The sequence below is a fragment of the Marinibactrum halimedae genome, from assembly GCF_021234875.1.
GTDB lineage: Bacteria > Pseudomonadota > Gammaproteobacteria > Pseudomonadales > Cellvibrionaceae > Marinibactrum > Marinibactrum halimedae.
On sequence record NZ_JAJQVM010000001.1, the window covers coordinates 157,538 to 181,938 of the forward strand.

The 24,401-nt window shown below is 45.5% G+C and carries 25 protein-coding genes; 12 read left to right on the forward strand and 13 right to left on the reverse strand.

What is annotated here, in order from left to right; genetic code table 11:
- Window positions 1-39: 39 nt before the first annotated feature.
- The 10 genes from LU351_RS00695 to LU351_RS00740 form a co-directional block, all read right to left on the reverse strand.
- Window positions 40-309, reverse strand: coding sequence for an HPr family phosphocarrier protein (locus LU351_RS00695; RefSeq protein WP_232592069.1), 270 nt, complete (start codon window positions 307-309; stop codon window positions 40-42).
- Between the two features lie 106 nt (window positions 310-415).
- On the reverse strand, window positions 416-1,270 hold the full coding sequence (rapZ, locus tag LU351_RS00700; protein ID WP_232592070.1) for an RNase adapter RapZ: 855 nt from the start codon (window positions 1,268-1,270) through the stop codon (window positions 416-418).
- Window positions 1,271-1,445: 175 nt separating this feature from the next.
- Complete coding sequence (locus LU351_RS00705; protein ID WP_232592071.1) at window positions 1,446-1,898, reverse strand: PTS sugar transporter subunit IIA; 453 nt, start codon at window positions 1,896-1,898, stop codon at window positions 1,446-1,448.
- Window positions 1,899-1,916: 18 nt separating this feature from the next.
- Window positions 1,917-2,207, reverse strand: coding sequence for a ribosome hibernation-promoting factor, HPF/YfiA family (hpf, locus tag LU351_RS00710; protein WP_232592072.1), 291 nt, complete (start codon window positions 2,205-2,207; stop codon window positions 1,917-1,919).
- A 225-nt stretch (window positions 2,208-2,432) separates the two neighbouring features.
- The gene (locus LU351_RS00715; RefSeq protein ID WP_232592073.1) at window positions 2,433-4,148 is read right to left on the reverse strand and encodes an RNA polymerase factor sigma-54; all 1,716 of its coding nucleotides are present in this window, start codon (window positions 4,146-4,148) and stop codon (window positions 2,433-2,435) included.
- Between the two features lie 433 nt (window positions 4,149-4,581).
- Complete coding sequence (gene lptB / locus LU351_RS00720; RefSeq protein ID WP_232592075.1) at window positions 4,582-5,307, reverse strand: LPS export ABC transporter ATP-binding protein; 726 nt, start codon at window positions 5,305-5,307, stop codon at window positions 4,582-4,584.
- 32 nt (window positions 5,308-5,339) lie between these two features.
- Entirely contained in the window at window positions 5,340-6,038 is a 699-nt protein-coding gene (gene lptA, locus LU351_RS00725) for a lipopolysaccharide transport periplasmic protein LptA (RefSeq protein ID WP_232592076.1), read from the reverse strand.
- Window positions 6,016-6,648: an LPS export ABC transporter periplasmic protein LptC gene (gene lptC / locus LU351_RS00730; protein ID WP_232592077.1), complete on the reverse strand. Its 633-nt coding sequence runs from the start codon at window positions 6,646-6,648 to the stop codon at window positions 6,016-6,018. The genes lptA and lptC overlap by 23 nt, the downstream gene beginning before the upstream one ends.
- 141 nt (window positions 6,649-6,789) lie before the next feature.
- Window positions 6,790-7,773: a KpsF/GutQ family sugar-phosphate isomerase gene (locus LU351_RS00735; protein ID WP_232592078.1), complete on the reverse strand. Its 984-nt coding sequence runs from the start codon at window positions 7,771-7,773 to the stop codon at window positions 6,790-6,792.
- A 156-nt stretch (window positions 7,774-7,929) separates the two neighbouring features.
- Window positions 7,930-8,898 carry a calcium/sodium antiporter gene (locus tag LU351_RS00740; RefSeq protein WP_232592080.1) on the reverse strand — a complete coding sequence of 323 codons (969 nt, stop codon included), beginning with the start codon at window positions 8,896-8,898 and terminating at the stop codon, window positions 7,930-7,932.
- A 601-nt stretch (window positions 8,899-9,499) separates the two neighbouring features.
- On the opposite strand from LU351_RS00740, the gene LU351_RS00745 reads away from it, so the two are divergent.
- The 5 genes from LU351_RS00745 (at window position 9,500) to hisD (ending at window position 14,378) form a co-directional block, all read left to right on the forward strand.
- Window positions 9,500-10,243, forward strand: a complete 744-nt coding sequence (locus LU351_RS00745) for an MlaC/ttg2D family ABC transporter substrate-binding protein (RefSeq protein ID WP_232592082.1) — start codon at window positions 9,500-9,502, stop codon at window positions 10,241-10,243.
- 350 nt (window positions 10,244-10,593) lie between these two features.
- The gene (locus tag LU351_RS00750; protein WP_416053918.1) at window positions 10,594-10,854 is read left to right on the forward strand and encodes a BolA family protein; all 261 of its coding nucleotides are present in this window, start codon (window positions 10,594-10,596) and stop codon (window positions 10,852-10,854) included.
- 156 nt (window positions 10,855-11,010) lie between these two features.
- Window positions 11,011-12,273, forward strand: coding sequence for a UDP-N-acetylglucosamine 1-carboxyvinyltransferase (gene murA / locus LU351_RS00755; protein WP_232592083.1), 1,263 nt, complete (start codon window positions 11,011-11,013; stop codon window positions 12,271-12,273).
- A gap of 84 nt (window positions 12,274-12,357) precedes the next feature.
- On the forward strand, window positions 12,358-12,993 hold the full coding sequence (hisG, locus tag LU351_RS00760) for an ATP phosphoribosyltransferase (RefSeq protein ID WP_232592084.1): 636 nt from the start codon (window positions 12,358-12,360) through the stop codon (window positions 12,991-12,993).
- Between the two features lie 38 nt (window positions 12,994-13,031).
- Window positions 13,032-14,378 (forward strand): histidinol dehydrogenase, encoded by a 1,347-nt coding sequence (gene hisD / locus LU351_RS00765; RefSeq protein WP_416053919.1) that lies wholly within the window; start codon window positions 13,032-13,034, stop codon window positions 14,376-14,378.
- A gap of 78 nt (window positions 14,379-14,456) precedes the next feature.
- Here hisD and LU351_RS00770 read toward each other — a convergent pair whose 3' ends face one another.
- Window positions 14,457-15,632, reverse strand: coding sequence for a S1C family serine protease (locus LU351_RS00770; RefSeq protein ID WP_416053920.1), 1,176 nt, complete (start codon window positions 15,630-15,632; stop codon window positions 14,457-14,459).
- Window positions 15,633-15,848: 216 nt separating this feature from the next.
- A complete protein-coding gene (locus tag LU351_RS00775) occupies window positions 15,849-16,328 on the reverse strand; it encodes a Z-ring associated ZapG family protein (protein WP_232592086.1) in 480 nt (159 codons plus the stop codon).
- Window positions 16,329-16,585: 257 nt separating this feature from the next.
- Between LU351_RS00775 and zapE the strand changes: the two genes are divergently transcribed.
- From zapE to LU351_RS00810, 7 genes are all read left to right on the forward strand, one after another.
- A complete protein-coding gene (gene zapE, locus LU351_RS00780; protein WP_232592087.1) occupies window positions 16,586-17,734 on the forward strand; it encodes a cell division protein ZapE in 1,149 nt (382 codons plus the stop codon).
- A gap of 185 nt (window positions 17,735-17,919) precedes the next feature.
- A complete protein-coding gene (rplM, locus tag LU351_RS00785; RefSeq protein WP_232592088.1) occupies window positions 17,920-18,348 on the forward strand; it encodes a 50S ribosomal protein L13 in 429 nt (142 codons plus the stop codon).
- Between the two features lie 15 nt (window positions 18,349-18,363).
- Window positions 18,364-18,756 (forward strand): 30S ribosomal protein S9, encoded by a 393-nt coding sequence (rpsI, locus tag LU351_RS00790; protein WP_232592089.1) that lies wholly within the window; start codon window positions 18,364-18,366, stop codon window positions 18,754-18,756.
- A 284-nt stretch (window positions 18,757-19,040) separates the two neighbouring features.
- Window positions 19,041-19,634, forward strand: coding sequence for a ubiquinol-cytochrome c reductase iron-sulfur subunit (gene petA / locus LU351_RS00795; protein WP_232592090.1), 594 nt, complete (start codon window positions 19,041-19,043; stop codon window positions 19,632-19,634).
- A gap of 3 nt (window positions 19,635-19,637) precedes the next feature.
- Window positions 19,638-21,851 carry a ubiquinol-cytochrome c reductase gene (locus LU351_RS00800; RefSeq protein WP_232592091.1) on the forward strand — a complete coding sequence of 738 codons (2,214 nt, stop codon included), beginning with the start codon at window positions 19,638-19,640 and terminating at the stop codon, window positions 21,849-21,851.
- An 89-nt stretch (window positions 21,852-21,940) separates the two neighbouring features.
- Window positions 21,941-22,573: a glutathione S-transferase N-terminal domain-containing protein gene (locus LU351_RS00805; protein WP_232592092.1), complete on the forward strand. Its 633-nt coding sequence runs from the start codon at window positions 21,941-21,943 to the stop codon at window positions 22,571-22,573.
- Between the two features lie 74 nt (window positions 22,574-22,647).
- On the forward strand, window positions 22,648-23,079 hold the full coding sequence (locus LU351_RS00810) for a ClpXP protease specificity-enhancing factor (protein ID WP_232592093.1): 432 nt from the start codon (window positions 22,648-22,650) through the stop codon (window positions 23,077-23,079).
- 181 nt (window positions 23,080-23,260) lie between these two features.
- On the opposite strand, the gene cysK is transcribed toward LU351_RS00810, so the two are convergent.
- A complete protein-coding gene (gene cysK / locus LU351_RS00815; protein ID WP_232592094.1) occupies window positions 23,261-24,226 on the reverse strand; it encodes a cysteine synthase A in 966 nt (321 codons plus the stop codon).
- Between the last annotated feature and the right edge of the window lie 175 nt (window positions 24,227-24,401).

Sequence of the window (24,401 nt, forward strand, 5' to 3'; positions counted from 1 at the left end):
ACACCCTTCACTTGTATAAGAGACACGACGCTAAGCGAGCTATTCACCTTCACCAAATTTATCGAGAATTAAATCGCTGATGGTCTCGATGGCATTGTCTTGGTCTTGTCCGCTGACTTGGAGTGTGACTTCTGAACCTTTTCCTGCGGCTAACAGCATAATGGCCATAACACTTTTGCAGTCTACACTACGATCTTCGTAGCAAAGGTTTATTTGGCTGCTAAAGCGCATTGCGGTCTTTGCAAGCAAAGTGGCAGCGCGGGCGTGTAAGCCCCTTATATTGGTAATTTCAACCGTTCGTTCCAGCATAATATTGTCTTATTAAAATTATTGTTTTATAGAAATTGTTGTGCGCTTATTGATGAAACTGTTGATGAAATCCATCGGCTTCTTGAGTGTTAGTATCGAATAATGCTTAGTCTGAGCAGGGTAAGTCTCGATGTCTAACTTGTACATTGTCATAGTGCTCGACAAATCGTTGCTTTAATTGCTGGCTAACATACACGGAGCGATGATGGCCACCTGTGCAGCCGATCGCAACCGTCATGTAGCTTCGATTGCTGGCTTCAAATCGAGGTAGCCAGCGATTTAGATAGAAAGTGATGTCATCGACCATTTCTTGGACGTGAGCGTGGCTGCTTAAAAATTCTGCCACGGGTTCGTCAAGTCCACTGTGGCTTCTGAGTTCGGGAACCCAATAAGGGTTAGGTAAACAGCGGACATCAAACATCAGGTCGGCATCAGCGGGAACACCACGTTTAAAACCAAAGGATTGAAACTGAAGTGCAATGCCGGTTTCTTCATGTTTCACTGCCCATTTTTTTACAAGGTCGCGCAGTTGGTGGAGGCTGAGATGGCTGGTATCGACAACTTTATCTGCAGTGTGTTGTATGGGAGCGAGTAGGTCATTTTCCTTTAAGATTGCGGCCTTAAGGTCGACTTCTTTGGAGGAAAGTGGGTGTTTTCGTCGAGTTTCACTGTATCGCTTGATAAGGACATCATCGCGAGCATCCAGATAGAGAATTTCTGTGCACTGAGTCTTTTCTTTGTGCTTGTCCATCAGGTAGGTGAACTGAGCAAGATCGCAGGATCGAGTTCGGGCATCGACGCTTACCGCGAAAGTTTGTTCTGTGTGGCACTCTTCTTCAACTAACGCGGGAAGTAGTTTTAGGGGCAAGTTGTCAATACATACGTAACCGGCATCTTCGAGTACATGCAACGCGGCGCTTTTGCCTGAGCCAGACCGTCCACTGATAATAATGAGGCGCATCTTTGTCGCTCCTTAGAAGTTCTTTAAATGGATTACGATGATGAGTGCGTTGTCGTTAAGTACGTGTATTTAGGTGCTTGCGTTTGGTCATTGCCTTCAGATAGATGTATTCCGGTATTTGCATCTTGAATATTAAGGTAATCACACCAGATAAACGTAATCTCAGATTAACGAATCACAGGGTGGTGAGTGCATTATCATAGAGTTCGCCGTCAGTTGTGGCCTTTCTAAGGCCTTGTAAATAGTTTGTGTTTGAAAAGAGTTCAGCGAGGGATCTCAGTGTTTGTAAATGTGAGTCGTTCGCTTCTTCCGGCACGATTAGCGCGAAGATTAGATCGACGGGCGCATCGTCAATGGCGTCAAAAGGAAGCGGGGTTTTTAACTTGAATAACGCACCGATGCTGCCGGTACAGTTTTCCAGTCGACAGTGAGGAATGGCAATACCTTGGCCTATACCGGTTGAACCCAGTCGTTCACGGGCCATAAGACGTCGAAAGATTTCCTCACCTTCCAGAGTAGGCAGGCTTGAGGCGATGTGAGTGGCTATGAGTTCGAGAGTGCGTTTTTTACTGCCGCCCTCCAAGCCGCATACAACGCGGTTGGGGGCGATAAGGCTGGATAGATCCATAATGGTTATCGAATTCCGTTAACGATGACTGCGAAGTTTTTCTTTGTGTTTGAGTAATTGCCGATCAAGCTTATCGGCAAGCGCATCGATGGCGGCATAGAGGTCTTCTGACTCGCTATTGGCGACAATGTCACGCCCGCTGACATGAACCTGAGCTTCCGCAATTTGACGTAATTTGTCCACACTGAGTACGACGTTAGTTTGAGTAATTTGGTCGTGATGTTTGCTGAGTTTGAGCAGCTTGGATTGGACATAGTCTTTGATGGGGGGGGTGAGCTCTAGGTGATGGCCGCTGATGTTTATTTGCATAGTGTTTCCTCTCTCGCTTGAGCCTTAAGTCATGGCTCGACGATGGACGTTACCGTCCTGACATGACGACCATTTTTGAAGATAAAAAGACAGTCGTCCGTTCAAAGCTACACTGGTTGTTCTGTTCTCGTATTGTTCTTTAATTGTTCTATTCGATTTCTTGAATGTGGCAGTAATACGCTATTCATTCGATACGTGTCGTATAAAAACCGATAAAACTAACGTTTAAATTAATTGTTTACGTTCATTTGAAGCGGAAATGCCCAGAGACTCGCGGTATTTGGCGATCGTACGCCTGGCTACTTTAATGCCCTGATCTGCCAACAGGGCCGTAATTTTGCTGTCGCTTAATGGTTTTCTTGGATCTTCAGCCGCCACCAGCTTTTTGATGATGGCGCGAATTGCTGTAGAAGAACACTCGCCACCGTTTTCCATGCTGACATGGCTGGAAAAGAAAAACTTCAATTCAAAAATACCTTGCGGGGTGTGCATGTATTTTTGTGTGGTCACCCGAGATATGGTGGATTCATGCATTCCCACATCTTCAGCAATATCATGAAGGACCAGCGGGCGCATGGCTTCAGGGCCATGATCTAAGAAGCCTTGTTGCTTGTCTACGATGCAGCTGGCTACTTTCAGTAAAGTTTCATTTCGACTTTGAAGGCTTTTGAGAAACCAACGAGCTTCTTGCAAATTGTCACGTAAAAAGGCGTTGTCGTTGCTGCTGTCAGCGCGTTTGACGAGACTGGCGTAGTTAGAATTAATGCGAAGTTTGGGGGCAATTTCGGGATTGAGTTCAACGACCCAACGGCCTTCCTTTTTCTGCACAAAGACATCGGGAACGACATAGCTGGTTTGATTTCCGCCCAGTGCGGCACCGGGTTGGGGGGTTAGGCTTTGGATGAGGCCAACCACTTCTTTTAATTCAGGTTCTTTGAGCTTACAGCGACGCATCAGCTGTTTGTAATCTCGGTTGCCTAATAACGTTAAGTGCTCCATAACAATCAGTTTAGCAGCCCCAAGAAAAGGTGTTTGTGAATCAAACTGATTGAGCTGGACCATCAGGCATTCCGATAGGTTTTGGCTGCAACAACCAACAGGATCAAAGCGTTGCAAGCGGTGTTGAACCGCTAAAACTTCTTCTAAGGTGAGTGCTTCGTCTTCATTTTCATTGTCGACGTTTCCATCATCATCGTGTTGATGGTCAGCATGGCTTTCCATTTTTGGTCCTTCCAGCGGCGTTGTTGAATCGAACGCTTCCTCTGTGTCAGAGCCAGATGGGGTTGATGATTTGCTGGTCGTCTCTTCTTCTGAGATGGCTTCCTGAGGTTGCTCTGGCGTATGAAGCAGTCCTTGATAGATCTCCTCTATGCTACTTGACAGTAAACCACTGGGTTCAACCGAATCGATAATGGCGATGGCAATGGAGCGATCTCGATCACTCATAGGGGTGAGATTCAGTTGCCACAGTAGGTGTTCTTGTAATGTCTCGGTATTGTCTATTTGGCTATCAAAAAAGCTGTCGTCCCGTTCTGGGCCGACGGCAGAAGACGACACGCCAGACCCTTGGTAGATGTCATCCCACTGAGTATCGACAGGAAGTTCATTGGGGATATTTTCTTGCCATTCGTCAGATGGCGTCTCTGATGGTGTGTCGTTTGTGGCGTAATCACTCGTTGAGTAATCCTCGTTTGAGGCTTCAGAGGCGTTTTCGGAAGGAGAGGATTCTTTATCATTCGTGTTGGACTGTAAGGATTCATTGGCGCTGTCACTTGGCTCGCTTTCCCCTTCAGTGACTTCAAGCATGGGGTTGGAGTCGAGAGCCTCTTGAATTTCTTGCTGCAGGTCTAAAGTGGAGAGTTGCAATAGTCGAATAGCCTGTTGCAACTGAGGAGTCATGGTCAACTGTTGACCAAGTTTGAGCTGTAACGATTGTTTCATGGTACGCCTGACATTCCACTTGTTGTTCGTTGATGCAGCCTAAGTATTGTCATTGCTGAGCACTCATTCAATTGGATGAGTCTGAGGTAGTGTGTTATTACCGATTGAAATGGTGTGGCATGAGTGTGGCTGCTCTGCTGTTGGAAAAACTTTCGTACAAGAGTCTACGAGCTTATTTGGCCTTTTGGTATTGTCTACATAATATGGGGCTTCTGTTTACGGGGTTTCTTTAGCCATTATATGTGCATTCTGTCGTGATGACTCAAGCATTGCTTCTGTGGTTCAGTGTAGACGGGAAGCGGGTTGGCAGGCAATACATTTTAAGCAATATTTATGCCTGTAAAGCTCGCCAGTAAAATGAAATGGATAGGGGAAGAAAGAGAAATAAGCGAAACCCAACACCGACGAGTATAGTTCAGAGTGATGGGTTCGGCTAGAGTTTAAAACCTTCCCCAAGATAGACCTTGCGTACCTTTTCGTTCGCCAGCACTTCTTCTGATGTGCCTGCAGCGATGATGTGTCCCTCGCTGACGATGTAGGCTTTCTCGCAAATGTCGAGTGTCTCTCGAACGTGGTGATCGGTAATCAATACGCCAATACCTCGATTACGAAGGTGTTCAATGATCTGTTTAATATCCCCCACTGAAATGGGATCCACTCCTGCAAAGGGTTCATCCAGCAAAACGAACTCTGGCTCCATGGCCAAAGCACGAGCAATTTCTACTCGCCGTCTTTCCCCGCCGGATAACGCCATGCCCAAACTATTTTTGATATGAGTAATGTGGAATTCTTGTAGAAGGCCTTCTAGCTTCTCCAAGCGTTCTTTGCGGCTTAATCCGGGTCGAGTTTCTAAAATACTGAGGATATTGTCTTTTACCGTGAGCTTTCTAAAGACTGAGGCTTCTTGGGGAAGGTAGCCAATGCCGCGACGAGCTCGGCCATGCATCGGGAGGTGGGTAATATCGTCATCGGCGATAAACACTTGCCCTCTATCGGCCTGAACTAAACCGGCAATCATGTAAAAGCAGGTGGTTTTCCCTGCGCCATTAGGCCCAAGAAGGCCAACAATCTGGCCGGTCTCTACGGTGACAGAAACATCCACAACAACGGTGCGGCCTTTGTAACTCTTGGCGAGATGAGTAGCGCGTAAATTAGACATGCGATGCGTATTTCTCTTTTCGTGCTCTTGATCTATTGGGTATCTGTATCGGAATCAATGCTCTGATCAGATGGGATATTGGATGAGTTAGTTGAGTTGGTTGGTGCATTTGTCGACGCCTCCGTTGGCGCCGTTTGCTGAGGAGGAATAATGATTCTGACTCGATTGTCCTTGGGTTCAGGAACTTGCTCATCACTTGGTGTTGTTACTGTTGGGCCTCTATTGGCAATCACGACAGAATCACGCATATCGTATTCGATGGTTTCACTGGTCATGCTGGAGCCATCCTGCTTCACGTTGGCATGTTTGATCAGTTTCAGGGTTTCCTTATCCACGTAATAGTGAATGGTTGAGGCTTCACCGAAAATTTTGCCTTTCTGCGGTTTAGGGCGTTGCTCAAATTTTGCTGGTTCGCCAACGGCAATGATGTTCTTTGGCCCTGACTCACCTTGCTCAATCGTCACCTTGTCGGCCATGATTTTCATACTGCCTTGGATGATCTCAACGTTACCTATCAGCACAGTCACGCCTTTCAACTTGCTGGCTCGGGAGCGATCTGCCACTACTTCGATTTGCTGGAATCGGTCTTCTGGAAGGGCGAGTGACCAACTACTACAAAAAAGCATGGCTGTAACGATTGCGGTGGTAAAAAGTACGTTTAATGTTGTTTTCATGGTAATTGACGTGTTAATTCGTTGATTCGCTGGATTACTCTGACTTTGGATTCGCATCAAACGTTCCTTGAACATTTGCCAACAAATCAATGACTTGCTGTTTTAAGTCTGCCGACATACCTATTGCGGACGTTTTTCCTTCGGGAGAGGTGATGATGACGGGTTTGTCGGTTTTGGCGAGCTGTAATTTGGGTTCCAGGGTCATTCGTGAGGTGACCATACGGTATTCGCCCCCATTAGGCAGTGATTGCGTAGCAACTACATTCCCCCAAAGGGTGACAATGTCTCCGCTGTTTTCGGCTCTTCCTTGGTCTGCGCGAATTTTCCAGGGGCTAGGGGCTTTTTCGTCTGTTTCTCCAGGTTTTTTTTCGCCATACAACGTCAGCTCAGGGGTGGTTAAGTCGGTATAACCTCTGTTATCTGGTAAAGGGCGGTTATTTTTTGGATTGATGCGTTGGAATTGTTCGGCTCTTTTTACGTGCAGTTGATAATTGATCGAGCCATCCTCCCGATACTCTGTGGTGGCCATATTGCTCATGATGGCCTGAGGGTAATTTAGTGTTGTGGTTAATTCTGTGGTCGGAGAGTGGGAAGAGGGTTCCCAAAACCACAGGAAACCCAAGATCAACGCTACGATCACAGTAATGGAGGCAATATTTCGTAACACCTTTGCTTTATTTCCTGAGCGATGGATTAGGTATGGGATGAATCTGGTACTAATTGTGTTGGGTGCTAACTATTTTGGTTACTAACTTTAGGGTACTAACTATAAAGTGCGAGCGCATAACATAGTATGAACGCTGGTTAATTAAATAACGCCTGCCCGTAGAATGTCATGCATATGGACAATACCAATAACGTTATTTTCACTGTTTTCCACAACCAGCGCGGTAATTTTACGGGTTTCCATTTGTGCCAAGGCTTCGGCGGCCAGGATGTCTTGATGGATGGTTTTGGGGGTTGAGGTCATGACGTCTTTCATAATCGCTGTACCCAGGTTGATACCATTATCGACCTGTCTACGTAAATCGCCGTCGGTAAAGACTCCTGCCAGTTTTCCATCTGAATCAGTGATGACGGTCATTCCAAATCCTTTTTGTGTCATTTCAACCAATGCTGCACTTAAAGGCGTCGTCAGTGTAACCACCGGCACTTCGCTTTCTTTATGCATGATATCTTCCACTTTTAAAAGCAGCTTTCTGCCCAATGCGCCGCCTGGGTGAGAGAAGGCAAAGTCTTCTGCGGTAAACCCTCTGGCTTCCAATAGTGCGATAGCCAGTGCGTCTCCCATGACCAGTGTCACTGTTGTAGAGGATGTTGGTGCAAGGTCTAACGGGCAGGCTTCTGAAGTGATACTGATGTCTAGGTGTACATCGGCAGTTTGAGCAAGTGGTGAGTGTGGATTGCCACTCATACTGATCAGTGGAATACCCATGCGTTTAAACAATGGAAGCAGGGTGAGTATCTCGGTGGATTTGCCCGAGTTAGAAATGGCAATCACTACATCGTTTGAGGTGATCATGCCAAGGTCGCCATGGCTGGCTTCTCCGGGGTGTACAAAAAAAGCGGGTGTGCCGGTGCTGGCGAGGGTAGCCGCGATTTTGTTTCCAATGTGACCTGACTTTCCCATTCCAGTGACGATAGTGCGGCCTTTGCAATTCATGATCAGTTCACAGGCATGGATAAATGTATCATCAATACGTTGGGTCAGTACCTCAATGGCTTCTCTTTCCATATTAATGGTACGTGTTGCGGCGTTGATGAGTATCTTGGGGTCAATCAGCTTGGTCATGAAAAGATCGATCTCTTTGAATGTACTTCATAAATATGCTTTATAAATGGATGTCTTCAATGTACTTCTTTGGGCGTATTGGTACTGCTACAGGGTGACTACCCGTCAAATACCAATCAGCAAACAAACAATCTTCAAACAATCTTCAAACAACCGTCAAACAAATAATAGGGTGTAGTAAGCAATGTAGCTGGTCAGTAATAGGGCTCCGACAGTACGCCCAAGTTTGCCGTTGTCACCCTGTTGCCTAAGTCGGTAAGCCAAAAACATGACCACTGCCAAGAAGGCGGTAATACCGCCCATAGCGAGGTAGTCGCGATAAAAAACGCTTTCTGACATCGTTAGAGGGCCCAATAACCCTGGTACAGACATCACGGCAAGTAAGTTGAAAATATTTGAGCCGACGATGTTACCGAGGGCAATATCGTGATGACCTTTAATAGCGCTCATGACAGACGCGGCCAGTTCCGGCAAGCTGGTGCCAACGGCAACCACTGTTAACCCAATAATCAAGGGGCTGACACCAAAGCTGGTGGCAACGGTGGTTGCACCCCATACCAAGAGTTCTGAGCTGACAATGAGCGTACCCAAACCCACAATAAACCAAACCGCTGATAAAGCTGTGCTAAGGTCTTCGATTTCTGGGTCTTCATCTTCAGGGTTAGGGTGGTGCCGTTTGCTGTAAATCATCCAAGAGATTAAAGGGATGATAAGGCCCGCTAAAATTGCGCCTTCCCAAGTTGCCAGCTCAGCGTCCATTACAAAGCACCCGGCCAGCAGAGTTACGCCCAGTAAAATAGGCATTTCTTGAGTTAATAAGTGTTTGTAGATGGGCAGTGGTGCAATCAAGGCTGTGACGGCTAGCACCATACCAATATTGGCGATATTGGAGCCAATGGCATTTCCGACCGCTAAGTCGCCTGCGCCTTTTAAGGCAGCACTGATAGAGACGACAATTTCTGGGGCTGAGGTACCTAAAGACACAATTGTTAGGCCAATAATCAGTTTTGATACACCGATATTACGTGCGATTGCTGCACTACCGGCGACAAATCGATCAGCGCTCCATACCAACCCGACAAAGCCTAATAATATGGCACCCCAAGCGAGCCAAATATCACTCATGAGAAGATTCCTTGAGTCGTGATAAATCATTGAATTTTTCTTGATACAACTGTCGTTAAGAAAGGTTGTCAAGTTTAAAGCGTTTATATGTATAAGCGGTTTTCGAGGCAATCATCAGGCATTTCATTGAGCAGCTCTGTTTGTCGAGGCGTCTTGCCTTCATTGCCCGTGACTCGACGCGCTGATTTAAGGCGGCAAATGGTATAGGGCGCGCGTGCTTCTGTCAGTAATGAATTGATCTCTATTGTAATTATTATCCTAGTGATAAGAGAGTTTTAAGAGGATTTTTTCACCAAAGTGGCTGTTCAGTGTCTGTTTGGTTTAAGGCTTGTAATCTTTTTGTCTTGCCCCAACTCTACAGGCAATCAATTAAGGGGCTTGCTACGCTCATCTATGGGTATTAAGTGTTTTTGTCGTCATTCTACAGTGCGCTTGTTGATCATAATGCGATAATGAATATCGTCATGAATCGATGTAGATATGACGGAAGGTCGACACAACAAAAATCGGCATAACTACAAGTAGCACCTGTTACTCATGCTAATTGAAATTAACAAACACGTATTAAACGAACGCGTAAAAACAATGGAGTCGAGCCACCATGGCGAAACAAACTGTATTCAAGTGTTTTTCTCTTACTGCAAAGGGGGTGTTATTGATAGCGACATTGAGCTCTCCTTTGGCATTTTCAGCAGAAGAGCCATTGCCATCACCATCATCCGCAATGGAAACACAAGGTAAGGAGGCCCAAGCTCAAAGTCCTATTGCAGGATTTGAATTTAAGCCAGTTAAAGTCACTGCAGCCGATCATACGGCTCATGAAGTGGTTGAGGATGTGACAGAAAAAGTGCTTGCTATGATTAAGCATTTTCAAGCACAAGAAAATCCGGACACTAATGAGGTGGCGACGGGTTTTGACTTGTTGCTGACGCCAGTAGTTGATTTTGGCTACATCGCCCGAAATGTCATGGGTTCTACTGCGAAAGGGAAAGCCACTGACAAGCAGGTGCAAGCGTTTACGGAAACCTTTAAGACCAGCTTAATTGATACCTACACACGTGGTGTGACTGGGTTTGTGAATCGTGAAGTTGTGGTGGTACCGCCGGAAGGTGATGTCAGCAAGCAGCGTCGAGTGAGTGTATTGCAAGAAGTAAAAGGCCCGGATGGTATGAACCGTGTGTCTTACACGCTGGGCATTAACAAGTCAGGTGATTGGCAGTTACTGAATGTAGTACTTGATGGTATTAATCTTGGGCGTACTTTTCGTAACCAGTTTGCTCAAGCCTTGAAACAAGCGAATGGCGATGTGGATGCTGTAATCAATAATTGGGGGAGAAAGGGGTAACGATCTAACCTTTTTTTATCATTTAAGAATCGCTTTAATTCATCCAAAAGCGCTCGAATATTCGTATCGAGCGCTTTTTAGTTCGTTCGTCTCTATCTTATGTGTTGTATCTAAATTTTATGTGTATCTAAATTTGAAGGGTGGGATGAACTTAACGACGAAATTCATTACACTTGCCTCTTTTTTATAATATTCAGAAAAGCGCAATGCCTTTACACAGTGTAAGCAATTGGGGTTGAAGGAATAAGTTGTCAACTAGGGATTCGTTGGTCGAATTGCTCTGGTAGAAACATTGCTCTGGTAGACACTAAGCGTATTTAGGCGATGATTGCTAAGAGTGGTCTAAAGACGTGAACCGAGAAGCAAACATGCAACCAGAAGAAATAAAGCAATTATTGGAAGATAATATTGAAGATAGCCAGGTGGAAGTTGACGTATCTGGTAGTCATGTAAATCTTGTTATTGTAAGTCCAGTCTTTGAGGGCTTAATGCCCGTTAAAAAACAACAATTGGTGTATAAAGTACTCCAAGCTCATATCTCCGACGGCACTATTCATGCTGTGAATATGAAAACATTGACCCCTAGTCAATGGAAAGCTGATCAGTCCTGACGTGTTCAATCTATTCACTCTTTCGCCTTCCCTATGAAGGTACACAATCGGGCGATGTTCGGGAGTGCTTTCTTGCTGCATTACCTTAATAACGCTACCGTTCTAAGCATATTTTCGTGAACATGCGTCAATTGTGGACGCTTTTGGAACACTTCAATGGATAAATTGATCATTACGGGCGGTGGCCCGCTCTCCGGTGAGATTCGTATCTCTGGTTCAAAAAACTCTGCATTACCGATCCTCGCCGCTGCTTTGTTAGCAGAAACCCCAATGCAGGTCGGAAATTTACCTCATTTGCATGATATTACGACGATGCTAGCCTTGCTGCGTTGTATGGGGGTTGGGGTCACTATTGATGAGCGATTGTGTGTGGAAGTGGATAATGATTCTATCACCGACTACACCGCGCCATATGAGCTTGTCAAAACCATGCGGGCATCCATTTTAGTGTTGGGCCCGATGTTGGCACGTTATGGTGAGGCGAATGTCTCATTTCCAGGTGGGTGTGCGATTGGCAGCCGCCCGGTAGATATTCATCTGCGTGGCCTTGAGGCAATGGGGGCTGATATTGAGGTGGATGGTGGTTACATTCGCGCCCGCTCAAAAGGCCGTTTAAAAGGTACTCATTTCTTTATGGATACTGTAACCGTTGGCGGAACAGAAAACCTGCTGATGGCAGCGGTATTGGCAGAAGGTAAGACCGTTTTGGAAAATGCCGCGAGGGAGCCAGAAGTGGTTGATTTGGCGAACTGTCTCGTTGCAATGGGCGCCAATATCGAAGGTATTGGAACCGATACTCTCACCATCGAAGGGGTGCCTGGTCTAACAGGTTGTCGTTTTGATGTCATGCCGGACCGTATTGAAACGGGGACTTACTTAGTCGCCGCCGCCGCCAGTAGAGGTAGCGTTAAACTAAAAGACACCAATGAGAAAATTCTAGAATCCGTCTTGTTAAAACTTGAAGAAGCGGGTGCTCACATCAGTTGCGGAAGTGATTGGGTGGCGTTGGACATGAAGGGCAATCGCCCCAAAGCGGTGAATCTAAAAACCGCGCCGTATCCTGCCTTTCCTACAGATATGCAAGCACAATTCACCGCTATGAATGCGGTTTCAGAAGGCACGGGTGCGGTAACGGAAACCATCTTTGAAAATCGGCTCATTCAAATTCACGAATTGAATCGTATGGGTGCAAGTATCAAGCTCGAGGGCAATACAGCGATTGTCACCGGTGTGGAGAAGCTTAAAGCCGCCCCTGTGATGGCAACAGATTTGAGAGCATCGGCCAGCCTAGTGATTGCTGGAATGGTCGCGGAAGGTGAGACCATGGTAGATCGTATTTACCATATTGACCGTGGTTATGAATGTATTGAAGAAAAATTGCAAATGCTGGGTGCGAATATCCGGCGTGTGCCCGGCTAATCGTGTCTTATTTCCTGTTGTCCATTTTTGTAACCTGACCAAGCACGTCGAGTCGGGAATACCGTCTGGTAAAGAGAACCAAACATGTCAAAATTGACCATTGCTCTGACGAAGGGGCGAATTTTAAAGGAAACCTTGCCCTTGCTCGCGGCAGCGGGCATCGAACCGTTAGAAGATATCACCAAAAGCCGAAAACTCACCTTTGAAACCAATCGAGACGGTGTCAATTTAATTGTGTTACGTGGGGTGGATGTTACCACTTATGTGCAATTCGGTGCTGCAGATGTAGGGGTTTCGGGGAAGGATATGCTCCTTGAGCATGGCGGTGAGGGGCTTTATGAGCCACTTGACCTTCAGATTGCCAAATGCCAACTCATGACGGCAGCCATAAAAGGCAAAACCACTAAAGTCGGGCGAATTCGAGTTGCGACTAAGTTTGTGAATGTCGCCAAACGCTTCTATGCAGCGCAGGGCCGTCAGGTCGATATCATAAAGTTGTATGGCGCCATGGAACTTGCGCCCATTATCGGGTTGGCAGATGAGATTGTAGACATCGTCGATACGGGTAATACCCTGCGCGCAAATGGCTTAGAGCCACGGGAACATATCGCAGATATAAGCTCAAGACTCATCGTTAACAAAGCTTCTATGAAAATGAAGCACGAAGTGATTTTGAAATTAATTGATGATATTCGCCTTGCTGTTGAGCAACCTAATTAAACGATTCACCACGATTGAACTTGTCTTTGAGACGTATTATGACAACACCTACACAACCTCCTTCCTCTAAGCCTGCTCAAGTGACGATTAAAATGATGTCTGCGGCACACCCGAACTTTGATCAAGAGCTCGATCAATTACTCGCGTGGGAAGCGGTTTCCGATGCGTCAGTAGCGGCAGTGGTCAGTGAGGTTTTAGCTGCTGTGCGTATTGAAGGTGATCAAGCACTGCTTGAATACACTCGTCGTTTTGATGGGTGGAACCCTGAGCACGCAGAACAACTGGTTGTGTCGCGTGAAGATTTGGTTTCTGCGCTAGAGCAGTTGCCCTTTGATCAACGAAGTGCATTAGAAGCGGCAGCATCTCGTATACGCACTTATCATGAGCATCAACGTCAGGAGTCTTGGCAGTATCGAGAAGAGAACGATACCGTACTGGGCCAGAAAGTGACTCCAATGGATCGCGTGGGCCTCTATGTGCCTGGAGGAAAGGCAAGCTACCCCTCTTCAGTATTGATGAATGCGATCCCCGCGAAAGTGGCCGGTGTTGAACAAATTACCATGGTAGTTCCGACCCCCAGAGGTGAAGTGAATGATTTAGTGTTGGCTGCTGCAGCCATTGCGGGTGTGGATAACGTTATTAAAGTCGGCGGAGCTCAGGCGATCGCGGCTTTGGCTTATGGCACCGAGACGGTTCCAAAGGTGGATAAGATCGTAGGGCCGGGCAATATTTATGTGGCCACCGCCAAGCGAGCTGTATTTGGCGAAGTGGCGATCGATATGATTGCAGGGCCGTCTGAAATTTTAGTGGTATGTGATGGTAAAACCAATCCAGATTGGATTGCGATGGATCTTTTTTCGCAAGCTGAGCATGACGAACAGGCTCAAGCAATTTTGATCAGCTATTCCCCCGGTTTTGTAGATCAAGTGAAAGACAGTATTGAGCGGTTACTGCCTACACTCGAACGCTCTGATATCACACAAAAAGCCATTGAGGGGCGCAGTGCGTTAATTGAAGTCAGTGATTTATCGCAGGCGATTGAAATGGTAAATCGTATTGCGCCTGAACACTTGGAGTTGTCGATTGATGATCCTGAAGCAGTATTGCCTCAGATTCGTCATGCTGGGGCTATTTTTATGGGGCGGCATACATCAGAAGCATTGGGTGATTATTGTGCAGGCCCTAATCATGTGCTGCCAACTTCGGGAACTGCACGCTTCTCTTCGCCGCTTGGGGTGTACGATTTTCAAAAGCGTAGTTCAATTATCATGTGTTCTCCCAAAGGTGCGTCGGAATTGGGTAAGGTTGCCTCTGTATTGGCGAGAGGGGAGTCACTGGAAGCTCATGCTCGATCAGCAGAGTATCGTATTCTCAAAGAAGACTAAGGGCTGGTGAGTGCCTTAAATGCTGCGTCCCTTAACTGACCATTCCTTAACTGACCATTCTTTAAAAAGGTAGGTCGATTAACGAGAAATAAGCGGTTTTTCCGCGAGTTGTGCTGTTACAACAAACTGTCGGGCGTTACGGATAATGCTTAAGTTAACCAAATCTCCCGGTTTCTTTTCCCCAATTTGATTCATGCTTGCTCGTCCATTACCTACCGGCTGATCATCAATGTGAGTAATGATGTCGCCACGTAGCAGCCCGGCCAGTTGAGCGGGGCCACCTCGGTAGAGCTCTGTAACCACAACACCATTTCCACGTTCAAGGCCAATGGCAGAACCCAGCATTGCTGATATGGGCTGTGCAGCAATACCGAGCCAGCCTCGTATAACGCGTCCATTCTCAATGATGTTGTAGAGAACTTTCATTGCTTGATCAGAAGGAATGGCAAAGCTAATGCCAACGGTATTTTCGGTATTGTCGAGGATGGCAGTATTTATGCCGACCAAATAGCCATAGGCGTCCACCAGTGCGCCACCAGAATTGCCAGGGTTAATGGCTGCATCAGTTTGAATGTAATTTTCATAGCGGTTCAGATCAAGGCCATATCGGCCCGTTGCACTGATAATGCCTTGAGTTACTGTCTGTCCAACCCCAAAAGGGTTACCGATAGCCAAAACAACATCTCCAATGTTGACGGAGTTAGGGTTACCAAGCTCAATTGGGGTTAAGGCGGGAAGGTTGATTTTGAGCACCGCGAGGTCGGACTCGGGGTCTGTACCAATGATATCAGCCAGCGCTTCTCGTCCATCATGTAGTAATACGACAATCTCGACGGCTGATTCGATAACGTGGTTATTCGTTAAGATGTACCCGCGATTATCAACAATGACGCCAGATCCAAGCGTGGATTGAAGTCGTTGCTGCCGCATTTGGTCGGCATTATTAAAGTAGTGTCTAAACAGAGGGTCGTCGATTAAAGGGAAGCGGCGTGTCGGTGTGGGCTTAAGATTGTAGATGTTCACCACTGAGGGCGCGGCTTTTTTAACGGCTTGCCCGTAGGAAACAGGGCCGCTCCAGGTGGTGGGTGGAGCGCTTTGTTCTTCAGATATTGAGTCTTCGTTTGGATTGCTTTGGAGTAGCAGTGATTTCAATGTATTGCTATCCAGTGACAGTAATACGATCACTACTGCTCCAGTCAGGCCGAATAACGCCGGAATGAGAAAGTATTCAGTGAGTTTTTTAGTCAGCAACACGAAGTCCTTACGGTACCATTTTGATATGCCCTAGTCTTCGCGAAAAAAGCGAATAAGAGGGTAGGTGGGGATTATGGCCAATAGACGTTGATATCAACGGAGGAATTATACGGGTAAAGAGAGAAAATACCCAACTTAAGGGAAGTGGTATTACCTATCTCCGAAGAGGTTTGTGCCAAAGGCCCTATTGTTGCCTCAGGCACAACAAATATTCGTTTATTGAGTCTGGCGCCCGTGTACAGTTGCCATTAAAAGGTCGTCTTCCTCTTCTTTCAAACCAAAGGATTCACTTAAGGTTCCCTTATTGGGAGACCAATCTTTTGGCGGCATTACACCGGGGTCCGCCAATGTTGAGGCTTGCTCAGACCCCTTAGTTTGTATTCCTTTGGCGGCACCTTCTAAAAACTCTCGGCTAATATCTGTATTGGCCAGCTTCAGGGAGCTTTGGGCAAAATGATCGTGGAGGTCACGATAATTTTGGGTCAATGTGTTCACAAGCTTAGTGGTTTCTAAAAAATGCTGTGTAACTTCGGTTTGATAGTCTTTGAGTTGGCTTTCTGCTTTGGCCAAGCGGTCTTCGAGTTCTCTGCTGTGTTGTTCTTGTGAACCGAAAGCTTTAACGCATAATCCACCAACGACAGCGCCAATGGCAAGTGATATCAAAACAACAATGATTAGTGAAGTTAGGGTGAGCACGAGATACTCCTGTAATGCTTTGTTAGTGAGGCCTACTACTACGTTTTACGCTGAAATGTTATGGATTGCCAGTCAATTCATGGCATATTGTTGACTTAAATAAAAAAAATAAATTAACTGATGGATATTTATCAACAAAAGTGCATAAAAATTCTAATTGTTCGTTGCGCTTAAGGCGCATTGCTAAGCGTAGAAAAGTGATTTAGTAGAATTAAAACACTGAAGTATGTTTTTAATGAGGTTTAGCTGTCGTTCCTATGTCCCATACTCCCCAAGATAAAACCAGTCATACTCCATTATGGCGCTATGAGCAGGATTTGCGGCGCCCTGATTTTAATCATGACTCTGCGCAGGAAGAAGCTGTTCGGCATCTACAGTATTTATACGAGCAGCTAGTGGCTGATGGCCGCAATAAACCCCAAAGTTTTTTTACCTCTATTAAGCGTCGGCTAGGATTGAGATCAGAAGCCTCTGCTTTTCCCCCGATAAAAGGGCTTTATTTCTGGGGAGGGGTTGGGCGAGGTAAAACCTATTTAATGGATAACTTTTACGAAAGTTTGCCATTTGAGCGTAAGATGCGAGCGCATTTTCATCGATTTATGCGGCGAGTGCATAAAGAGTTGAAAGTTCTAGATGGAGAAAAGAATCCACTGGAGATCGTGGCCGAGCGGATTGCTAAAGAAGCCCGTGTTATTTGTTTCGATGAGTTTTTCGTATCGGACATAACAGATGCGATGATATTGGCAACATTATTAGAGGGGTTGTTTCGCAGAGGGGTAACCTTGGTGGCAACATCCAATATTATCCCTGACGGTCTATACAAAGACGGTCTTCAGCGCGCACGTTTCTTGCCGGCTATAGAGTTATTGAATACTCACACCTTGGTTGTGAATGTGGATGGTGGAGTCGACTATCGCTTACGAACATTAGAGCAAGCTGAGCTCTACCATTTTCCTCTCAGTGATATGGCAGACCTTGCTTTAAAAGCTAACTTTGAAGCATTGGTTCCGCAAAGTGAAGAAATCAAAGAGAGCGTACCCGTCGAAGTTGAGAGTCGATCTATCACTGCTCGTTTTGAGGCTGAAGATGTTGTTTGGTTTGATTTTAACGCACTCTGTGATGGTCCAAGATCACAAAATGACTACATTGAAATTGCTCGTGAATATCATGCAGTCATCATTTCGAATATCCCTCAGTTGGGTGCACATATTGAAGATCAAAGCCGACGCTTTATTAACCTCATTGATGAGTTTTATGATCGTAAAGTGAAGTTGGTTGTATCAGCAGAAATTCCACTTCATGAGATTTATGCGGGAGGGCGGTTGAGCTTTGAGTTCGAAAGAACCACTAGTCGTTTGTTGGAAATGCAAAGCCAAGAGTATTTGGCGAGTCCTCATAAACCATAGGTGGATTTGACTTGCAGAGCTAGGGGGCTTCTCTTTTTATCACCGTTTTGGTGAATATTTATCCTTGTTTTTTGATGTGGGTTTCTATAGAATCCGCGCTCCTTTATTGGTCTGTGTTTAGACCTCGTCGCGGTTTTCGCGGCGCTAGACTTTTAAATATTTTGTATCCCGTAGGCAATTACAACATGAAGACTATCAGTGCCAAACCCGAATCAGTCAAACGCGACTGGTACATCATTGATGCTGACGGCAAGACTCTTGGCCGTATGGCAACAGAGATTGCGACACGTTTGCGTGGCAAGCATAAACCAGAATACACACCACACGTTGATACTGGCGATTACATCGTCGTCATCAATGCTGAAAAGGTACGTGTTACTGGCAACAAAGCGACGAAAAAGCTTTACCATCATCACACCGGTTACATTGGTGGCTTGAAAACCATTTCTTTCGATAAGCTTATCGAAAAAGCTCCTGAGCGTACTATTCAGAGCGCCGTTAAAGGCATGTTGCCAAAGGGCCCTCTTGGACGCGCAATGTTCAAGAAGTTGAAAGTTTATGCGGGTGCTGAGCATCCACATGCTGCACAGCAACCACAAGAACTGAATATATAATTGGAGCATTAGACCATGGCAGCTACCCAATACTATGGAACTGGTCGTCGTAAGACTTCCACTGCACGTGTTTTCATCTCAGAAGGCACTGGTAATATTACTGTTAATAATCGCCCTTTAGACGAGTACTTCGGTCGTGAAGTAGCTCGTATGATTGTTCGTCAAGCGCTAGAAGTGGCAGAAGCTACTGAAAAGTTCGACATTAAAGTTACTGTTAAAGGTGGTGGTAGCTTTGGTCAAGCCGGCGCCATCCGTCACGGTCTTACCCGTGCATTAATGCAGTACAATGAAGAGCTGCGTAAGCCACTGCGTCAAGCAGGCTTTGTTACCCGTGATGCTCGTGAAGTTGAGCGTAAGAAAGTGGGTCTTCGTAAAGCTCGTAAGAAACCACAATTCTCCAAGCGTTAAAGCGCTGCTATATTATTGTTGGTGGTTATGGAACGCCCAGATTATGTGAAATCTGGGCGTTTTTTTTGTCCGTGACTTCGTAATATTTTGAAAGATAACCCCTAGTGTTTGGAGCGTCATTTTTGCTTTTAGTCAAGTCCTAATGGGGCCTGTCTTCTTGTGAATGTAGACTAAGTTCTATAACATACTGCGAATTTTTATAATCTTAGAATATACAACCGTAAACCTTTTAAATTCAGATAGTTACCGTTTGGTCGGTGCTGTTGGGATGGGAGAAGAGCGTCATGAGCAATGACGGTGTGAATAACGGCCGCCGCCGCTTTCTCACTGCTGCCACTTCTGCAGTGGGTGCAGTGGGTGCAGTGGGTGCGGCGATACCTTTTGTTGGATCATGGAATCCAAGTGCGAAAGCGAAAGCCGCTGGTGCGCCAGTAAAAGCCAATGTCAGTAAGCTTGAGCCCGGTCAAATGATAACGGTGGAGTGGCGCGGAAAGCCTGTCTACATCGTGCGTCGTACGACTGAGGTGTTAGAAGGTATTCGTAAAATGGATGGGGAGGTTCGAGACCCTCAATCCGAAGAGCCACAACAACCTGAATATGTGAATAAGGAATTTCGCTCTATCAAAGATGAATTCCTAGTATTACTTGGATTGTGTACACACCTTGGATGTGCACCGATGTATCGGCCCGAGGTAGGGGCAGCGGATCTAGGTGGTGCAAAGTGGCAAGGTGGGTTCTTCTGCCCATGCCATGGTTCTAAGTTTGACCTTGCTGGTCGCGTTCTGAAAGGTGTCCCTGCGCCAATTAATCTGGAAGTGCCGCCGCACTCGTACGAAGGGGACTATCTCATCACTATTGGCGTCGACCAGGAGGCCTAAACGATGACAAAACTTCTTACCGGTTTATGGGAATGGGTAGATGCCCGCTTGCCAGTTCAGCGAGCGTGGGATACCCATATGGGCAAATACTATGCGCCTAAAAACTTCAATTTTTGGTATTTCTTTGGTGTTCTCTCTATTTTAGTTTTGGTAAACCAGTTGCTGACCGGTATTTGGTTGGTGATGAGTTATGTACCCAGCGCAGAAGAGGCCTTTGCTTCTGTAGAGTACATCATGCGTGATGTTGATTTTGGGTGGATAATTCGCTATCTCCATTCAACTGGAGCCTCAGCGTTTTTTGTTGTGGTTTATCTCCATATGTTCCGCGGCCTTATGTATGGTTCATATAAAGCACCGCGTGAGCTTGTGTGGATATTCGGTATGACTATCTACCTCGCCTTGATGGCTGAAGCCTTCATGGGCTACGTGTTGCCATGGGGACAGATGTCTTATTGGGGAGCACAGGTAATTGTTTCACTATTTGGTGCTATACCTGTGGTGGGTGAGGATCTTGTACAGTGGATTCGTGGTGATTACCTCATTTCCGGCATTACGCTGAACCGTTTTTTCTCATTGCACGTGATTGCGCTTCCTATCGTTATTCTTGGTCTTGTGGTGATGCATATCTTGGCACTGCATGAAGTGGGCTCGAATAACCCGGATGGTGTCGAAATTAAGAAAAACAAAGATGAGAATGGCATTCCTAAAGATGGTGTTCCTTTCCATCCTTTCTACACCGTTCATGACCTGGTCGGTGTTACGGTCTTCTTGTTTGCTTTCTGTTTCGTGGTGTTTTTTATGCCTGAAATGGGTGGGTTCTTCTTAGAGTACGCGAACTTTGAAGAAGCCAATAACCTGAAAACCCCTGAGCATATTGCACCTGTTTGGTATTTCACTCCGTTTTATGCCATTTTACGTGCAGTTACCATCGATATAGGACCTCTAAGTTCCAAGTTCCTTGGATTGGTGGCGATGGGCGCTTCAATTGCTATCTTGTTTGTCCTGCCATGGCTAGATAAAAGTCCTGTAAAATCCATGCGATATAAAGGTTGGTTGCCAAGAGCGCAATTAATGATCTTTGCTGCCATGTTTGTTGTTTTGGGTTACTTAGGTGTTCAGGCACCAACAGATGGGCGTACCGTCTTGGCACAGATTGCTACAGTTTATTACTTCGTGTATTTCATTCAAATGCCAATGTTCACGAACCCAACCAAGAAACAAGCCACAATACCCAATATCGTTGTGGCAGTTGTACTTGGTGTTATGTTGCTCATGATGTCTTTTGTTGAGGGTGATATTCCAGTATTGGTTCGAATCGTAGGCATTATTTTGGCTGCATTGACAATTGCAACACCATGGTTGACTGATCGTGATGGTTACACTGAAGAGCCAGCTCGAGTTCAGGCAAAAGGCCTTCCTGCTCCGGTTGTCTGGGCGGGTGTTGTTTTGTTCTTGATATTCTGTGTGGTACCTATTAAAGCTGTTGCCTCTGCGGGAGGTGGTTGCGGTGAAGTCCAGTGTGATCATATGGAACCGGATCTCAACGACAAAGAATCTTTACAGAATGGGGCAAAGTGGTTTGTTAACTATTGTATGGGGTGCCATTCAGCAAAGTTTTCACGTTGGGAGCGTGTGGCTGATGATTTGGATATTCCCCATGAACTTATGCAATCGAACTTAACGTTAAGCGGTGATCGTATCGGAAACTTAATGACGGTAGCGATGCCTGAGCAAGAGTCGAAGGCGTGGTTTGGTGCGACCCCCCCAGACCTAACATTGGTGGCTCGCTCTCGTAACCCTGATTGGTTATACACCTATTTGAGAAATTTCTATAAAGATGACTCAAGACCAACAGGCGTCAATAACAAAGTTTTTGACAAAGTTGCTATGCCGCATGTTTTGTTGGAGCTTCAAGGTTTGCAGGAATGTGCTCCTGGGCCTGCGCACGATGACCATGGTCATGTGATCCGTAATGCTTTGGGTGAACCGGAGATGGATGAAGAGTGTGGCAGCTTAAAAGTGGGTGCGGTGAAAGGCTCTATGTCTCCTGAAGAGTTCGATAAAGCAATGTATGATCTTGTCAACTTTATGGAATATGTTGCAGAGCCAATGGCTGTGGAGCGTGAACGAATTGGGTTCATGGCACTGTCGTTCTTATGCATACTGTTTGTGTTTGTGTTCTTGCTTAACCGTGAATATTGGAGAGATATTCACTGATTGTGAGTGAGAGAAGTTTATGGGCGACAGGTTATTTGACCCGTCGCCTTTTCTGTTTCTAATTGTTTATAAAATCCGAGGTGAAGCTAATGGGTGTTGTTGCGAAACGCTCATCCATGACCTATTTTTCTGACGGCCATGATCATTACAGTCACAGAGTAAGAATTGTTCTTGCCGAAAAAGGAGTATCGGTAGATATTATTGACACAGATCCTCAAAATCCGCCGCAAGAATTGGCAGATCTAAATCCTTACGGCTCTCTTCCAACCTTAGTTGATCGTGAACTGGCACTTTACGAAACCAAAGTAATGATGGAATATCTTGATGAGCGTTTTCCTCATCCTCCATTGCTACCTGTCTATCCAGTTGCGCGTGCTCAAAGCCGTTTGTGGATGTACCGAATAGAGAAAGACTGGAGTCCACTGGTTGATATCATTGTTGCTGGTGTAGATAAAGAGGAAGTGGCAAAAGCGCGTAAAGAATTGAAAGATGGCTTATTGAGTATTGCCGCAATCTTTTCAGAAATGCCATTTTTCATGAGTGAAGAATTTAGTATTGTGGATTGCTGTTTAGCTCCAATTCTATGGCGATTGGATGTACTCGACATCAAATTACCGAAAACTAAACAAGCTAAACCATTGTTTGATTATATGGATCGGCTGTTCGTACGTGAGTCATTTCGTGAAAGCCTCACTGAGTTTGAAAAAGAAATGCGTGCTTAATTAGTTTTGATGTAAAAGGGTTCATGTTGATTTTATTGTGAGCCCAACACTCATTGACTTTTAGGGTGAAGAGAATGGCAATGACTTCGAGCAAGCCATATATGATTAAGGCTCTGTATGATTGGATTGTTGACAACCATTGCACTCCGTATTTGCTTGTAGACAGTTTATGCGATGGAGTTTTAGTCCCCCAGCAATACGTAAATAAAGATGGGCAGATTGTGTTAAACATTTCCCCATCGGCTGTAATGGGACTTGATATGAGCCTAGAGTCCATTGGCTTTAATGCCCGTTTTGGTGGTGTTCCGATGGATATTTACGTTCCTTGCTATGCGGTGGTAGGTATTTACGCTAAAGAAAATGGTCAGGGAATGATGTTTGAAGTGGAAACTCCCCCTGAGCCCCCTAAGCCTAAAAAATCTGTTAAGCCAGTGAAGGATTCAACGCCTACGGTTTCACCGAAATCAGCTGAGTCTTCAAAGCCGAGTTTGCGAGTAGTTAAGTAACTATTTAACTTCCGATTGAAAATAAAAAAGGTGAAGCACAGCATCGTGTTTCACCTTTTTTATTGGGTTTTATTTAGAATATGCTGCCAAATAAAATTTATTTATTAAGTTTTATTTGAATTTAAATAAATAGCTTCGGTTTTTAATGTTGCATGGTATGTGCTATCAGTAACATGTGCTGCTAAGGTTTGAGTTCTTTATCGGTGAATTCATCCGCAAACATAATGCTTGATAGATAACGTTCTCCGCTATCCGGTAGGACGGTCACAACGGTTTTATCTTTATTTTCTGGTAATTCTGCCACTCTAACAGCAGCCGTTAGTGCTGCACCGCAAGAAATTCCCGCTAAAATTCCTTCTTCTTTCATTAGGCGTTTGGCCATGGCTAGAGCGTCTTCATTGGAAACCGATTCAACTCGATCTATGAGAGTGAGATCCAAGTTACCAGGAACAAAACCAGCACCTATACCTTGTATCTTATGAGGAGATGGTGTGGGTTTCTCTCCGGCCAGCGTTTGACGAATAACGGGAGAGGCTTCTGGTTCGACCGCTATGACTTCAATGGCTTTGCTCTTTTGCTGTTTTATATAGCGACTGACCCCGGTAATTGTGCCGCCGGTGCCAACGCCTGCTACGAAGATATCGATCGCCCCATCGGTATCTTCCCATATTTCTGGCCCTGTAGTCTGTTCGTGAATAGCGGGATTGGAAGGGTTATCAAATTGGGATGGCATAAAGCTATTATCAATATCACTCTCATAAATTTCTTTCGCACGTGCAATGGCACCTTTCATGCCTTGCTCTCCAGGTGTTAACTCCAGCTCTGCGCCCAGAGCCTTGATTAGTTGGCGTCGCTCTAAGCTCATTGTACTCGGCATACTCAGTATCAATCGGTATCCTCGCGCGGCACATACAAACGCTAACGCAATACCCGTATTACCGCTAGTGGGCTCCACAACCGTCATACCTGGTTTCAACACACCTCGTTTCTCTGCGTCCCAAATCATATTGGCGCCGATACGGCATTTGACAGACATGGCTGGATTTCTTGCTTCTAATTTAACCAATACATTGGCATGGGTGATGCAGTTGAGTTTGACCAGTGGGGTGCGACCAATAGTCAATGAGTTATCGTTAAAAATAGTCACAATTGCGGCTCCTTAGCCAAAAAATCTATAAATACAATTTGTATGATCTGGGGTGTCGCTTAGGTTATCAAGGCTGTTTTATTTTTTAATGATGTTTATTACTTAAAAAAAACCTGTATATAGAAAAAGTGTATTGGTTATTGAACACAGATTCACCAATACTCAACATATGCTA